Raw genomic sequence first — 13372 nt, 5'->3', positions numbered from 1 at the left:
CCTCCCCGATTTTTCGGGGAGAGCGGTCTAATAGGTCAGTCGAGTTCAGGTTGAATCTCGTCTTTATGAGCCAAAATCAAATCGACGAAAACGATGCGGTGATTGTCGATTTCACGAACAATCAGCTCATGTTCGCCCGGTAAGACGAAGCGTTCTCCAGTACGTGCATTCGCTTTTTGTGATAAGACGAAGCCGCCGATCGTATCGACATCATCCTCGATTTCGATGCCGAACCGTTCTTCGATCTCTTGCGTCAAGACGAGACCGGACAGGCGATAATGCCCGGGTGTGACTTCGGTGATTTCAGCTTGCTCGTCACGGTCGAATTCATCACGAATCTCCCCAACGATTTCCTCGAGGATATCTTCAATCGTGAGAAGTCCCGCCGTACCCCCATACTCGTCGATGACGAGACACATCATCGTCCGCGCGTTCTGCATTTTCACCATTGCCTCTTGAAGCGGCGTGAACTCCGTCACGAGCGGGAGTTGATGGATGAACGATTCGAACGGGGCGTCGCTCTTGACGAGTTGAGCGGTGAATAGCTGCTTAGCGTTAATAAAGCCAAGCACATCATCGCGGTCACCATCACGGGTGACCGGATAGCGCGTATATTGGTGCTCTTGGACGGTAGCGATAATCGTCTCAATCGAGTCTTCTTCGTCGATGGTCACCATGTTCATCCGTGGGACCATCGCGTCTTTGGCGACACGTTCGTCGAAAGAGAAGATATTTTGAACGTAGGCGAGCTCATTCTCGTTAATTTCTCCACTGCGGAAACTCTCGGTCATGATGATTTTGAGTTCTTCTTCCGAGTGCGCCGTCTCCTGTGCCGTCGTCTGTACGCCGAACAAGCGAAGTGTCAGCCGGGCTGTGCCGTTTAGCACGTGGATGAACGGATACAATAATTTCGTGAAGAAATAAAGCGGTCGGGCGACGAGCAGTGTCAAGCGCTCGGCTTCGTGCACGGCCAGTGTTTTCGGGACCAGTTCCCCGATGACGACGTGCAAGAAGGCAATCAGTAAGAAGGCAATCAAAAAGGATAGGACGGTAGCGAGCGATGTCGATACGTTCAAGCGGTCGACAAGCGGTTGAATCATCCCTTCGATTTGATCCGCACCGATCCAACCGAGACCGAGTGCGGCGAGCGTGATACCGAACTGTGAAGCCGATAGCGAGTCATCAAGGTTTTCAATCACCTTTTTGGCGACAGAGGCCCGTTTGTTTCCCTCGAGCACGAGTTGGTCAAGACGGGCGCCGCGCACTTTAACAATCGAGAATTCAGCCGCCACAAAAAAGGCGGTCATGAAAATGAGCAGGGCGACGATCAATAAGCTGAATAACATGGGACTGTCCAAAAATTCCCCCAAAAATCGGGGAGTCACCTCCATTAGAATAAGTTGTATGTCGTTCAGGAGAATCCCTGAAAACGAATAGTTTGTTTCAGTATAGTAGATTTGCCACAAATATTCAAAAAACAGCCTAAAAGGTTTCACGAAGAGGGGAATGAGGGAACTACAAATCGAGAAGAGACGAAGGAGGAATTGATATGGCTAACTATCCAGAACTGAAAGGCAAAGTCGCAGTCATCACCGGCAGTTCGAAAGGACTCGGTCGAGCGATTGCAGAGCGTTACGCAAAAGAAGGGGTCCATGTCGTCCTGAACTATCGTAGCAGTGAAGACGAGATGAAGAAAGTGATTCAAGGAATTGAAGAGGCTGGCGGCAAGGCAGTCGCGGTGAAAGGTGACGTCGCGGAAGAAGGACTCGCCGAGAAGATGATTGAAACGGCCGTGTCCGAGTTCGGGAAGATGGACATCTTCGTCAATAATGCAGGGGTGCAGGTCGAAGCAAAAACGCATGAGATGGAACTCGACAACTGGAAGAAAATCATCGACACGAACTTGACTGGAACGTTCCTTGGTGTGCGGGCCGCTCTCAAATATTTTGTGGAGCACAAAATCCAAGGGAACATCATCAACATGTCGTCGGTGCACGAAGTGATTCCGCGTCCTGGTTATACCCATTACGCAGCGAGTAAGGGTGGCGTCAAGATGTTCACGAAATCGGTCGCGCTCGAGTACGCACCGAACAAGATCCGTGTCAACGGCATCGCGCCGGGCGCGATCGACACACCGATCAACGAAGAGACAATGCAAGACCCGGAAGAGAAAAAAGGACTTGAGGCACTTATCCCGACGCATGAGATCGGGCGTCCTGAACAGATTGCGGCCGTGGCGGCCTGGCTTGCTTCTGACGAGTCGTCGTACGTCACAGGCGCGACGATTTTCGCGGATGGCGGTCTATCGCTGTACCCGGCTTTCGGACCTGAAAATAAAGTACAATGACGAAAGGGAGGACTCGCTTTACGCGAGTCCTCCCTTGTTCGTTAGCTGCTCATCTGGTCTCCCATACTATACTTTGGCAAGATAATCGTGAACGTCGAGCCATGGCCGACGCTCGAATCGACTCGAATCGAGCCGCCGTGCCCTTCAGCAATCTCTTTACAGATGGCGAGGCCGAGGCCCGTGCCACCGATTTTACGGCTGGCCGAATTGTCGACGCGATAAAACTTGTCGAACAGTTTCGGCAATGCCGCCATCGGAATCCCGATGCCTGTGTCTTGAATGGAAATCTCGATGACGTCTGATTTATCATTTGTAACGCAGACGGCCACTTTCCCGCCATCCGGCGAGTACTTGATCGCATTGTGGAGCAAGTTCGTGAACAGCTGACTGAGCCGATCCCGGTCACTATATACATAGAGATTTGTGTCACATTCGAGGGCGAGTTGATGATGTTCGCTCGCGCCTTGGTGGACGGCAATCGTCTCTTTCAAGATGTCATGCAGGCTCTCCGGTTGGCTATGGTACGTCTGTTTGCCGGACTCCATCCGTTGCACGTCCAATAAGTTTGAAATCAAGTCCTCGAGACGTAGCGTCTCTTGGTGAATCATCCCTAAATATTGATCGGTGCGCTCCGCGGCCATCGTCCGATAGCGAAGCAGCTCGGTGAAGCCGATGATGCTCGTGAGCGGTGTGCGCAGTTCGTGCGACACGGTCGAGACGAGCTCTGTCTTCAATCGATCGACCTCGGTCTCTTGCGTCACATCCCGGAAGACGAGCATCGTGCCATGACGGGTACCGCGCAAGTGGATTTTCTCCGCATACATTTGGATGAATCGTTCTTCTTGATTCATCGAGAACGTCACGCTTTCCTCCATGCTCTCACCGTCAAACGCACGGCGCATGAACGAGAAGAACGAGTCTTTTTGATCGACTTGGAGGCCGAGTTCTTCTAAATCAACATCCAAGCGATACAGGTCCATCTCGTTCCGTTTCGTGACGGCTTGATTGAACATGATAAAGAGGGCCTGGTTAGCGAATTTTTCATGCGTCGTATGCTCCACATAAATGACCGCATCACGAATCGAGTGAAGGAGCCGCGCCGTCTTCTCACGTTCTTCCTCGACTTGATTGCGTTGAGTCGCGAGCGAAGAGGCCATTTGACGGAAGGAGTTCGTCAATTGTCCAACCTCGTTTCGTGACGACACAGCCGCCGGGATCGGGATGATCCGTTCGTCCGCCAAACGTTCACTGTTGATGATCAACTCATGAAGTTGACCGGTCAGTCGTTGGACGTAAGGACGGGCGGCGATGAAGAGGACGAGCAAGACCGCTAAGAGAGAGAGGAGCCATAACACTTGGGCCCACTTCGTATGTGTGGCCAGTTGTTCCCGTAGCAGATTCTCTTCTTCATTCAATGAGTTGCGATATTCCGTGAATACGGTCTCCATGTCGACGATGCTCGCGCTCATGTCAGCGGCACTTTTCGAATTGATCTTGAATTTGCGATCGGCAGGTGGTTCCGCTTGCGGATTTACTTTACCGAGCGTCGGCATTTTCAAGAACGGTTCAGTGATCGTTCCTTCGCGTTTGGCGACAACGTAACGCTCAAGGCTAGGCATGACGCGTTGTTGATAGGCCGAGAAGAGCGTCCGAGCATCACTTGCATATGTCTTTTCTTTTTCAGTGACCGCGTTCGTCTCGAACCAAGCGGTCTGGGTTTCGATCAATTCTTGTTTGTCTTTGACGCGAGTGAGCATCGCCTCGTCGCCGAGGATGACATAGCCACGCATTTCATATTGCATCGACTGCCACGTCTCGAATAGCTCGGTCGCATTTGTGCGCCGTTCGCTAATGTTTTCGAGCGATGACGTCGTCTGTTCGATTCGGTTTTCCGTATACATGTACACGGCGAGTGAGGTAAGGAGGATCAGTCCGATGAATAAATAGAAGACGAATAAAAACTGTCTTCCGATCCGCTGGTCAATCCATGCTTTCATAAAGATCGGTCCTTCCTGGAACTGCGTACGTTCCTACTATGACAAATATCCTGCGAGTGTTGTTCCTTCATTGTACAGATTTGAACCAGTTGTTTCCACCAATCAAGAAATAAGCGGAAATTTAACTATTATCTATTGAATAATAGTGAATGATAAGCTATTGTTTAATGTATAATAGAGGAGGCGAATAAATGAACCCTCAGTTCAAGAAAGGCGTACTCAATTTATGTGTGCTCGCGCTCGTCGAGACGCATGACCGCTACGGGTATGAGCTCGTGCAAGCCATTTCGGCAAAAGTCGCCATCTCAGAAGGAGCCGTCTACCCGCTCCTAAGGCGGCTTACGTCAGACGGGTACTTCACGACGTATTTAAAAGAATCGGCAGAAGGACCACCGCGAAAGTACTACGCCATCACGGAGCAGGGGAAAGCTCATTTGGTGGAACTACGCGCAGAATGGGAGACGTTCACGACCGGCGTCAACGAATTGATCGAAGGGGGAACGGACAAATGACAGAAGAACAGTATTTATTGGAACTCGAACGGTTACTGATGGGAATGAGCGTCATCGATCGGGTTGATGTTTTACGGGATGTGTCGGAGTACTTTGCGAGCGGACGACTCGACGGGAAAAGTGATGCGGCAATGGTCGAAGAGCTCGGGACACCAAGCGCACTCGCGAGCGAGTTGCTCGGCACGGTCGAGCCACTCACTGCAGAGCGAAAGGAACTGGCTATTGTGAAAAGTCCGAACGTGGCGTTCCGAAACGTCTCGATCAACGTCCTGCAAGCACACGTCAAAGTCGTCCCATCTGATGACGGCTTTGCCTACGCGACGCTCGAGACGGAACGGGATCACGGGGTGACGATGGATATCGTTGGGGACACGCTCGAAATCCGAATTGAGTCAGAACGTCGTTTCGGTCTGTCGAACCTATTTTCCTGGATCGTCACGAAAGCACCGGTGTTACACGTCGAGCTGCCGCGCCATGCGTATGAAAAAGTCATGATCAAAAACCGTCTCGGCTCGTGCAATATGAGCAATGTTGACGCCACGTCGGTCGACGTCGAGAGTGAGAATGGGAGCATCACGGCCCACACAGTTCGCGCCGATCGTGCCTCATTCCGTTCCTCGAACGGAAAAGTCAGTTTGACGTCGATAACAGGACAGATCCTTGACGCGCAATCATCGAACGGTAGTGTGGAAGTGGGCGCCTCGAACGTCGACCGCCTCGAAATTCAATCGTCGAACGGTCGCCTCGATATTAACGACGTGACAGGAGCGATTGAGGGGAAAACCTCGAATGGCCGCATCGACTGTGTGATTGATGTGATTGAGCATCCAATCCGTCTGAAGACGAACAATGGCCGCATCGATATGCGTCTGAAGCAAGATCCGCGTGACGCCGTCATTCGGGCTAAGACGAGAAACGGCAAAGTCGAGCTGTTCGGGGATCGGGCGAACGAGCGGACGTTCGGGGACGGAGCGGTTGAAGTCAAACTGACGAGCTCAAACGGGAGTATCACGGTCGAATAAACTGAACACAAAAAGACTCGCTACGTGAATGGCTTCATCACGCGGCGAGTCTTTTTCCTTATAAGTCATGGACGAGCAAGTAGGCGACACGGACAGGTCCGTGGACGCCGACAATCAAATTCATCTCGATATCGGCTGAGTTCGATGGGCCGGAGATGAAGTTGACACCGTTTGGCGAGGCGAGGTCACCGGTGCGGTCAAGTTCGGCTAATTTTTTGGCTGCCTGTGTCATCCGCGGCACGAGCACCGATTTCGGGATGATGGCAATATGGTCGCGCGGCAACAAGCTGATTGTGCGTGACTTCCCTGGAGCCGCGTACTGGACGATCGTCGCACTCTCGGCGAGGGCCTGGTCGGCAATCGTGATACCGATATCGGCCTTCACGGCGAGGGCACGGCTGTCTTCTGGCCGCTCCGCATCCCACCAGTCGAACGATTCGCTCGTTTGGGGCGCCCATGCCTGGATTCGGTCGTCACGTTCCGCGATGATGCTCTGCCCGTCATACCGTTCAATCAAGAGACGGAGTGTATCATCGAGGTTAGCCGACTCGCATTCGACGACGTCAGTATGGATGCGTGTCGCGACCATCCGGAACGTCTCGAGCAGTTCCTCGTCAGAGGCGTCTTTCAGCACCTCGTCTTGCGGGCGGTGCTTATACACGCGTTTCGGCGGCGTCAAGTCGACGTCACGTCCGAGCTGTCCGGCGATTCGTTTTAGAAAGTCTTCGCGATTGGTGATCGTTCCTGGATTCATTCTACATTCCCCCGTTTCTTGAACCAATCCCGTACCGTCTGCTTGGCGGGTTGCGGCAAGTCTTTCGAATCCGTCCAGGCCGGCAAGCCTTTCTCGATTTGTCCCGCTTTCGTGAACGGGGACGATGCGAACGGCGCGATGTGTTCGGCCGCTTCGAACAAGAACGGGCTCGACGACGTGACCGCAAAGCCTTTCATGGCGATGCGCTCGACGAACGGTGACTGTTTTTTCTCTTCGACGATGACACGGCGATGTTCGATCAATAGCTCGTGGAGCGGAATCTTGACCGGGCAGGCTTCCGTACAGGCACCGCATAGACTCGAGGCATACGGCAACTCTTTATAATTCTCGTAGCCGTCGAGGAGCGGGGCGAGCACGGCGCCGATCGGACCCGGATAAATCGAGCCGTAGGCATGACCACCGATGTGGCGGTACACGGGACAGACGTTGATACAGGCCGCACAACGGATGCATTGAAGGACAGATTGGAACTGTGTGCCGAGGATGCCGGAACGTTTGTTGTCGACGATGACGAGATGGAACTCCTCAGGCCCATCGACTTCGCCGTGATCGCGCGTGCCAGCGAACGTCGTGATGTACGAGGTGAGTCGTTGACCGACGGCGCTCCGGCACAACATGTTGACGAGTACTTCGAACTCCTCGTACGACGGGACGATTCGTTCCATCCCCATGACGGAAATGACAGTGTCCGGAAGCGACGTCACCATGCGGCCGTTCCCTTCGTTCGTGACGAGTCCGACGGCACCGCTCTCGGCGATGGCGAAGTTACAGCCGGTGATGCCGACCTCCGCTTTCAAAAAGTCTTTTCGTAACTCACGGCGTGCATAGCGCCCGAGCTCGGTCGGGTCGTTCGTCCCTTCGTAGCCGTGGGCCGTGAACGTCTCATGGACGGCGTTCCGGTCTTTATGGAGGGCCGGGGCGACGATATGCGACGGCGGATCATTATCGAGTTGAAGGATCCATTCCCCGAGGTCGGACTCGACGACCGTGCAACCTTCCTCATGGAGCGCCTCGTTCAGCCCGATTTCTTCTGTCACCATCGACTTCGATTTGACGACATGTTTGGCGTTTTTGGCGCGTACAACTTCCCGGATATAACGGTTTGCTTCTTCCGGCGTCTCGGCGAAGAAGACGTTGCCGCCTCGTTTCGAGATGTTCTCGCTCAATTGATATAAGTAATAGTCGAGATGTTCGAGTACGTGTTGGCGAATCTCTTCCGAATGGTCCCGGAACGCTTCCCAATCCCCGAGTTCACCTGCCGCGTTTAAACGACCGTCACGCAGACGGTTTTGCGCCGAACTGACGGCCTGACGCATGAACGGATTGTCGATTCCGTCTTTACGTCGATCCTGAAACTTCTCATCTAACCGAATCCCCATACTCATGCTTGTTTCACCCCTTCGTTCAACACTTCCGCGATATGCATCACTTTGATCGGATGACCTTGTTTATGCAAACGTCCCCCGATGTTCATCAGACATGAAGCGTCAGCCCCAATCAACACTTCGGCTCCCGAGTTCAAGATCGACTCGACTTTCTCATCGACCATCTGCACCGAGACGTCTGGCATCTTGACGGAGAACGTCCCCCCGAAGCCACAACAGTTGTGGACATTGTCGAGCGGGAGCATCGTCAATCCGTCGACATTTTTAAGGAGTTGGCCCGGTGCCGCCTCGATTCCGAGGAGGCGCGTCATATGACAAGACGCATGATACGTTGCCTTGGCTGGGAACTTGGCCCCGACGTCCGTCACTTCGAGCACGTCAACGATGAACTGCGTCAACTCGAACGTCTTCGCCGCATGAGCCTCGGCCCGCGCCTTCCAAACGGGATCATCTTTAAATAAATGTGGATAGTCGCGCATCATCATGACACAAGATCCAGACGGACCGACGATATACTCAGCATCCGCCTTCTCGAACGTCTCAATCATATGTTTCGCAATCTTTTTCGTCTCTTCATGGTAGCCGCTATTGTAAGCGGGCTGCCCGCAACACGTTTGTTCAAATGGGAAACTGACGTCACAACCTAGATGTTCTAATAGTTCGACCGTCGCTTGTCCTACCGATGGGAACAACGTATCGGAGAGACAAGTGACGAACAGCGCCACGTTAGGCATGTCCATTCCTTCTTTCCTGTTCTTAGTCAAAATCGAAAACGGTTTCACAGTTATTATTCCATAACAAACGAGTTCAAAACAGAAAAATGGAACGATTCTCACAAAAAAATGTCAAATCTTGTCTAATTGAGAACTAAATGATAATGAATCAATATTCAGAAGATGACTGCTATAAAACAGCATTACCCTGCCCGATAACAGAAAAACCCTCATCGGTCGACGAGGGCTCGAATCTAACTTATAAGAAAAACATTTCCAGGATGAATAGCGCGCCGAACAAGTAGATGAGCGGGTGGACTGTTTCTTTGTTCATCGCTTTAAAAATCGGATACAGGATGAAACCGAAGGCGATCCCGCGTTCGATACTGCCTGAGAGCGGCATGATGAGAATCGTCATGAACGCCGGGAAGTATTCGCTGAAGTCTGTCCAGTCGATGTAACGGACGTTCGTCAACATGAGCGCACCGACGATGATGAGGGCCGGTGCCGTGATGGCGGCAACACCAGAGATGGCACCGATGAGCGGGCTGAAGAACAATGTCAGTCCGAACATGGCGGCCACGACCGCTGTCGTAAGACCGGTCCGTCCGCCTTGGGCGACACCGGCGGCCGACTCGATATAAGCCGTCGACGGGCTCGTCCCGACGAGCGAGCCGCCCATCGTCGCGAGCGAATCGGCGAACAAGGCGCGGTGCCCGTTTTCGATCGTCCCATCTTCTTTCAACAGGTTGGCCTGTTTTCCGACACCGACGAGTGTTCCGGTCGTATCGAACAACGTGACGAGGAAGAACGACAAGACGGCACCGAACAAACCGTACTGGATGACGTCCGAGAACGCCGTGAGCGGATTGACCATAAGTCCTTCCGGCAATGTCGGCATCGCCGTCACGCCTTCAATCTTCAAGAGACCCATGAAGGTGGCCGCGATGCCTGTGAGCACCATCCCGATGAGGAGTGAGCCCGGCACGTTCCGTGAGAACAAGAGGGCCGAGACGATCAAACCGCCGAGGACGAGCAGGACGCTTGGCGACGACAAGTCCCCGAGGCGAACGAGGTTTGCTTCATCGGCGACGATGAGTCCTGACAACTTCAATCCGAGCGAGGCGATGAACAAACCAATACCGGTCGTGATGGCGTGCTTGAGCGAGGCCGGGATGGCTTGAATCAGTTTCGTCCGAATCGGTGACAGCGACAAAATCAAGAAGAAGACCGATGAGACGAAGACGACGCCGAGCGCGGCGGACGGCGTGATCTGTTGCTGGGCGACGAGCGTATACGCGAAGAATGCGTTCAGTCCCATCCCTGGGGCGACGGCAATCGGAAGGTTGGCGTAGAACGCCATGAGCCCGGTACCGATCAAGATGGCGATGATGGTCGCCGTGAATGCCTGGGCGAACGGGATGCCGGCATCTGACAGAATTGCCGGGTTGACGACAGAGATATAAGCCATCGTCACGAACGTTGTGATGCCTGCCATCACTTCTTGTTTAACGTTCGTACCATGTTGTTTCAATTGAAATAAGTTCATGAGTAGGACTCCCTATAATTAGTAATTTCCGAACAATAATGTCCGACAATCGTTGAACTAACGTTATCAACTTGATGACTATACAAAATGAGCTGGCTGTCGTCAATGATTTTGAGCGAAAAAACTTTAAATATCCTCATGTAAGCGTTGAATGTTCGGAAATAGATGAAATAAAAATAGTACTTGCTCTGAAACGCGTTTCAGACTGTACGGTTAAGTCAAAGGAGGGAAAGCTCATGAATCCGATAACGTGGAAAACATGGTGTAGTGGGATCGTCTACGAACTCGTCATCAATCAGTTGTATACGCCGCTCGGAAGAATGTTGTGCGCCCGTTTTCAAGACGAGTTTCTTCATCTACCCGTCGAAGAACGGTTCCGCCTCGTCCAAGCCATCCGAAAGCAAGTGATTGCGAAAGGTGACAGTCAGGAGTCAGACTGGGTACACTATATGCAAAGACTGACAGATTGAGGTGAAGCGGAATGGCGAACATCCGAGATATCGCGAAATACGCGGACGTATCCGTGACGACGGTGTCGCGCGTGCTCAACGAGCATCCGTATGTGTCGAAAGAGAAGCGGGAGCGGGTGCGACGGGCGATGGCCGAGCTTGGCTATTTACGGAATCAGCAGGCGCTGACGTTATCGACCGGTCGCACGCAACGTTTCGTCGTCGTGTTGCCGTATTTGGATCATCCGTATTATGGACTGTTCGTCAACGGGCTCGCGAAAGCTGCCCTCCAAAGAGATTATCGACTCGTCATGTGGCAGACAGAGTATCAACTCGACCAAGAACGGCAAGCGCTTGATCTATTGAAGCACCGTGAAGTCGATGGGGCGATCCTGTTATCCCATACGATGTCATTCGATGAGATGGAAACGTATCGAAAATTTGGTCCGATCGCGGTCGCGACCGTCGGGGCGCCGCAGACGATTTCTTCGGTCCACGTCGATCATTACACCGCGTTCGTCGCCGGTTTGCGCGTGTTGGCGCAAGCGGGATATGCCGAAATCGGCATCGTGTTGTCAAGACAAGACAGTCCAAGCTCGATCGCGCGTCAGCAGGCGTACTTCGATGAAGTCGAACTTGCGCGTGAGCGATGGGTTTGGACCGGTTACTTGACGAGCGAGGACGGGATCGGACTGGCCGATGCGTTTCTGCGTCAACAAGAGCGTCCTCGAGCGCTCTTTTTCTCGTCGGATTATGTGGCGCTCGGTTTTTTAGGGGAATTACGCCGTCGCGGTGTCAGCATCCCCGATGAAGTCGCCATCCTGGGCTTCGATGGTCATCCGATCGGTCAGGCATTCGGTCTGTCGACGATGCACTCGCCAAATGAAGACATCGGCCGGACGCTGTTCGACGTGACGTTTGATGAAATGAACGGTGCAGCTTCGGTCACAAACAGTTTAACGGTCACGTATTTGCCGGGGACGACACTCTAGGCAACTTCCTCGCTCGTCTTTTCTGAAACGATTAGAATGGAGACAGAAGTCGAGAGGAGGATGACAGATGAAGATTAACGTGACAGAAGAAGCACTCCAATTTTTTAAAGATGAGATGGAGGTCGAGGCAGGCCAGACGGTGCGTTTATTCGCTAAATATGGGGGTTCGACCGATTTGACGCACGGTTTCTCAGTGGGGGTCATCACGGAAGATATCGACAACGCGGCGGTCGAAACGGAAGCGGACGGGATTCGCTTCGTCGTGGCTGAACAGGATGAATGGTTGTTCCAAGGACAAGACGTCAACGTCGAGATCCGTGGCGACGAGGTCGTCTTCGTTCAAGCGTGACATCACAGTTTGTTAACAGTAAGAATACATCCGTTTGAAGCCATCCAGCTCGGGGAACAGTCTACGACATGACAAAACCGAAAGGATGAGACAGATGTCAGAACAAGATAAAAAGCGTGAACAAGAAGAACAAGAGAAGTTGAAACGAGACCAACCGGATATTTCGCACGAAGAAGATTCAAAAGGGGATCATTCGGACCTCGAAAAGACGGACGAAGACGAACAAGCGTAAAGAGCCCCTGGTGGCTCTTTTTGTTTGGGAATTGAAAGAATGAGTATAGACGGTATAATGGATAAGGGAAAACTATCATAGTGAGGAGAATGTATGATGAGTACAGTACTAGTCTTCGGACATAAAAATCCAGATACGGATACGATTTGTTCGGCGCTCGCTTACGCGGAGCTCAAGAAAAAGTTAGGGATGGACGCCGAGGCGATCCGCCTTGGTGAAGTGAACGGGGAGACGCAATATGCGCTCGACCACTTCCGCGTCAAAGCACCACGCCTCGTGGAACGCGTCTCGGACGAAGTGAACTCGGTCATCTTGGTCGACCATAACGAGTTCCAACAAAGCGCGGAAGACATCGCGGACGTACGCATCCTCGAAGTCGTCGATCACCACCGTATCGCCAACTTCCAAACAGCGGATGCCCTCTACTATCGGGCGGAGCCGGTCGGATGCACGGCGACGATTTTGCTCAAACTCTATAAAGAGCACGGTGTCGAAATCGCGCCTGACATGGCAGGATTGATGCTATCGGCGATCATCTCGGACTCGCTCTTGTTCAAGTCACCGACATGCACGGACGAGGATATCAAAGCGGCAAAAGAACTCGCAGCTATCTCTGGTACAGATATCGAGACATACGGTCTCGAGATGTTGAAAGCCGGAGCGGACCTTAGCCAAAAGACGATCCCAGAACTCATCTCGCTCGACGCGAAAGAGTTTGCGATGGGCGACTACCGCATCGAGATTGCTCAAGTGAACACGGTCGACGCGAACGATGTATTGAGCCGTAAAGCTGAAGTCGAAGCGGCAATGGCCGTGAAGATGTTAGACAAAGAACTCGATTTGTTTGTCTTCGCCATCACGAACATCTTGACGAACGATTCAGAAGCACTCGTTGTCGGTAAGAAAACTGACCTATTCGAGCAGGCGTTCAACGTCAAATTGGTGGAGGGTCTCGCGACACTTCCTGGTGTTGTCTCACGTAAAAAGCAAATCGTACCGGTGCTCACAGCAGCGGCGACGAACTAAGAAACGAGAAAGGCTCGAAGCAGA

At 52.6% G+C, this 13372-nt stretch carries 14 protein-coding genes; 8 read left to right on the top strand and 6 right to left on the bottom strand.

Features of this window, described 5'->3' with window-relative positions; translation table 11 throughout:
- Positions 1 to 35 precede the first annotated feature (35 nt).
- A complete protein-coding gene (locus KNP64_RS09295) occupies positions 36 to 1358 on the bottom strand; it encodes a hemolysin family protein (RefSeq protein ID WP_034780692.1) in 1323 nt (440 codons plus the stop codon).
- 191 nt (positions 1359 to 1549) lie between these two features.
- Between KNP64_RS09295 and KNP64_RS09290 the strand changes: the two genes are divergently transcribed.
- Positions 1550 to 2347, top strand: a complete 798-nt coding sequence (locus KNP64_RS09290) for a glucose 1-dehydrogenase (protein ID WP_034780694.1) — start codon at positions 1550 to 1552, stop codon at positions 2345 to 2347.
- Positions 2348 to 2388: 41 nt separating this feature from the next.
- Here the strand turns inward: KNP64_RS09290 and KNP64_RS09285 are convergent, their stop codons facing one another.
- Positions 2389 to 4344 carry a HAMP domain-containing sensor histidine kinase gene (locus tag KNP64_RS09285; protein WP_214792949.1) on the bottom strand — a complete coding sequence of 652 codons (1956 nt, stop codon included), beginning with the start codon at positions 4342 to 4344 and terminating at the stop codon, positions 2389 to 2391.
- Between the two features lie 191 nt (positions 4345 to 4535).
- On the opposite strand from KNP64_RS09285, the gene KNP64_RS09280 reads away from it, so the two are divergent.
- A complete protein-coding gene (locus KNP64_RS09280; protein WP_214792952.1) occupies positions 4536 to 4856 on the top strand; it encodes a PadR family transcriptional regulator in 321 nt (106 codons plus the stop codon).
- The gene (locus tag KNP64_RS09275) at positions 4853 to 5878 is read left to right on the top strand and encodes a DUF4097 family beta strand repeat-containing protein (protein ID WP_214764073.1); all 1026 of its coding nucleotides are present in this window, start codon (positions 4853 to 4855) and stop codon (positions 5876 to 5878) included. Before KNP64_RS09280 ends, KNP64_RS09275 begins: the two co-directional genes overlap by 4 nt.
- A 58-nt stretch (positions 5879 to 5936) precedes the next feature.
- Here KNP64_RS09275 and KNP64_RS09270 read toward each other — a convergent pair whose 3' ends face one another.
- The 4 genes from KNP64_RS09270 to KNP64_RS09255 all read right to left on the bottom strand — a co-directional run bounded on the left by KNP64_RS09270 (position 5937) and on the right by KNP64_RS09255 (position 10300).
- Entirely contained in the window at positions 5937 to 6632 is a 696-nt protein-coding gene (locus KNP64_RS09270; RefSeq protein ID WP_138860096.1) for a LutC/YkgG family protein, read from the bottom strand.
- Positions 6629 to 8032 (bottom strand): LutB/LldF family L-lactate oxidation iron-sulfur protein, encoded by a 1404-nt coding sequence (locus KNP64_RS09265; protein ID WP_034780929.1) that lies wholly within the window; start codon positions 8030 to 8032, stop codon positions 6629 to 6631. The genes KNP64_RS09270 and KNP64_RS09265 overlap by 4 nt, the downstream gene beginning before the upstream one ends.
- A 2-nt stretch (positions 8033 to 8034) precedes the next feature.
- Entirely contained in the window at positions 8035 to 8772 is a 738-nt protein-coding gene (locus KNP64_RS09260; RefSeq protein WP_214764171.1) for a (Fe-S)-binding protein, read from the bottom strand.
- A gap of 238 nt (positions 8773 to 9010) precedes the next feature.
- Positions 9011 to 10300, bottom strand: coding sequence for an NCS2 family permease (locus tag KNP64_RS09255; protein ID WP_214710179.1), 1290 nt, complete (start codon positions 10298 to 10300; stop codon positions 9011 to 9013).
- A gap of 236 nt (positions 10301 to 10536) precedes the next feature.
- Between KNP64_RS09255 and KNP64_RS09250 the strand changes: the two genes are divergently transcribed.
- From KNP64_RS09250 to KNP64_RS09230, 5 genes are all read left to right on the top strand, one after another.
- The gene (locus KNP64_RS09250; RefSeq protein WP_214764072.1) at positions 10537 to 10770 is read left to right on the top strand and encodes a hypothetical protein; all 234 of its coding nucleotides are present in this window, start codon (positions 10537 to 10539) and stop codon (positions 10768 to 10770) included.
- 11 nt (positions 10771 to 10781) lie between these two features.
- The gene (locus tag KNP64_RS09245) at positions 10782 to 11741 is read left to right on the top strand and encodes a LacI family DNA-binding transcriptional regulator (protein WP_138860092.1); all 960 of its coding nucleotides are present in this window, start codon (positions 10782 to 10784) and stop codon (positions 11739 to 11741) included.
- A 67-nt stretch (positions 11742 to 11808) separates the two neighbouring features.
- Positions 11809 to 12090: a HesB/YadR/YfhF family protein gene (locus tag KNP64_RS09240; RefSeq protein WP_021068075.1), complete on the top strand. Its 282-nt coding sequence runs from the start codon at positions 11809 to 11811 to the stop codon at positions 12088 to 12090.
- Between the two features lie 94 nt (positions 12091 to 12184).
- Positions 12185 to 12322 (top strand): hypothetical protein, encoded by a 138-nt coding sequence (locus KNP64_RS09235; protein WP_214715087.1) that lies wholly within the window; start codon positions 12185 to 12187, stop codon positions 12320 to 12322.
- A gap of 96 nt (positions 12323 to 12418) precedes the next feature.
- Complete coding sequence (locus KNP64_RS09230) at positions 12419 to 13348, top strand: manganese-dependent inorganic pyrophosphatase (protein ID WP_214764068.1); 930 nt, start codon at positions 12419 to 12421, stop codon at positions 13346 to 13348.
- Positions 13349 to 13372: the final 24 nt, after the last annotated feature.

Source organism: Exiguobacterium sp. s64, from assembly GCF_018618035.1.
In the GTDB taxonomy this organism is placed as follows: Bacteria; Bacillota; Bacilli; order Exiguobacteriales; family Exiguobacteriaceae; genus Exiguobacterium; species Exiguobacterium mexicanum_A.
Note: the sequence above shows the minus strand (reverse complement) of the source record. Positions and strands in the feature narration are given on the sequence as shown.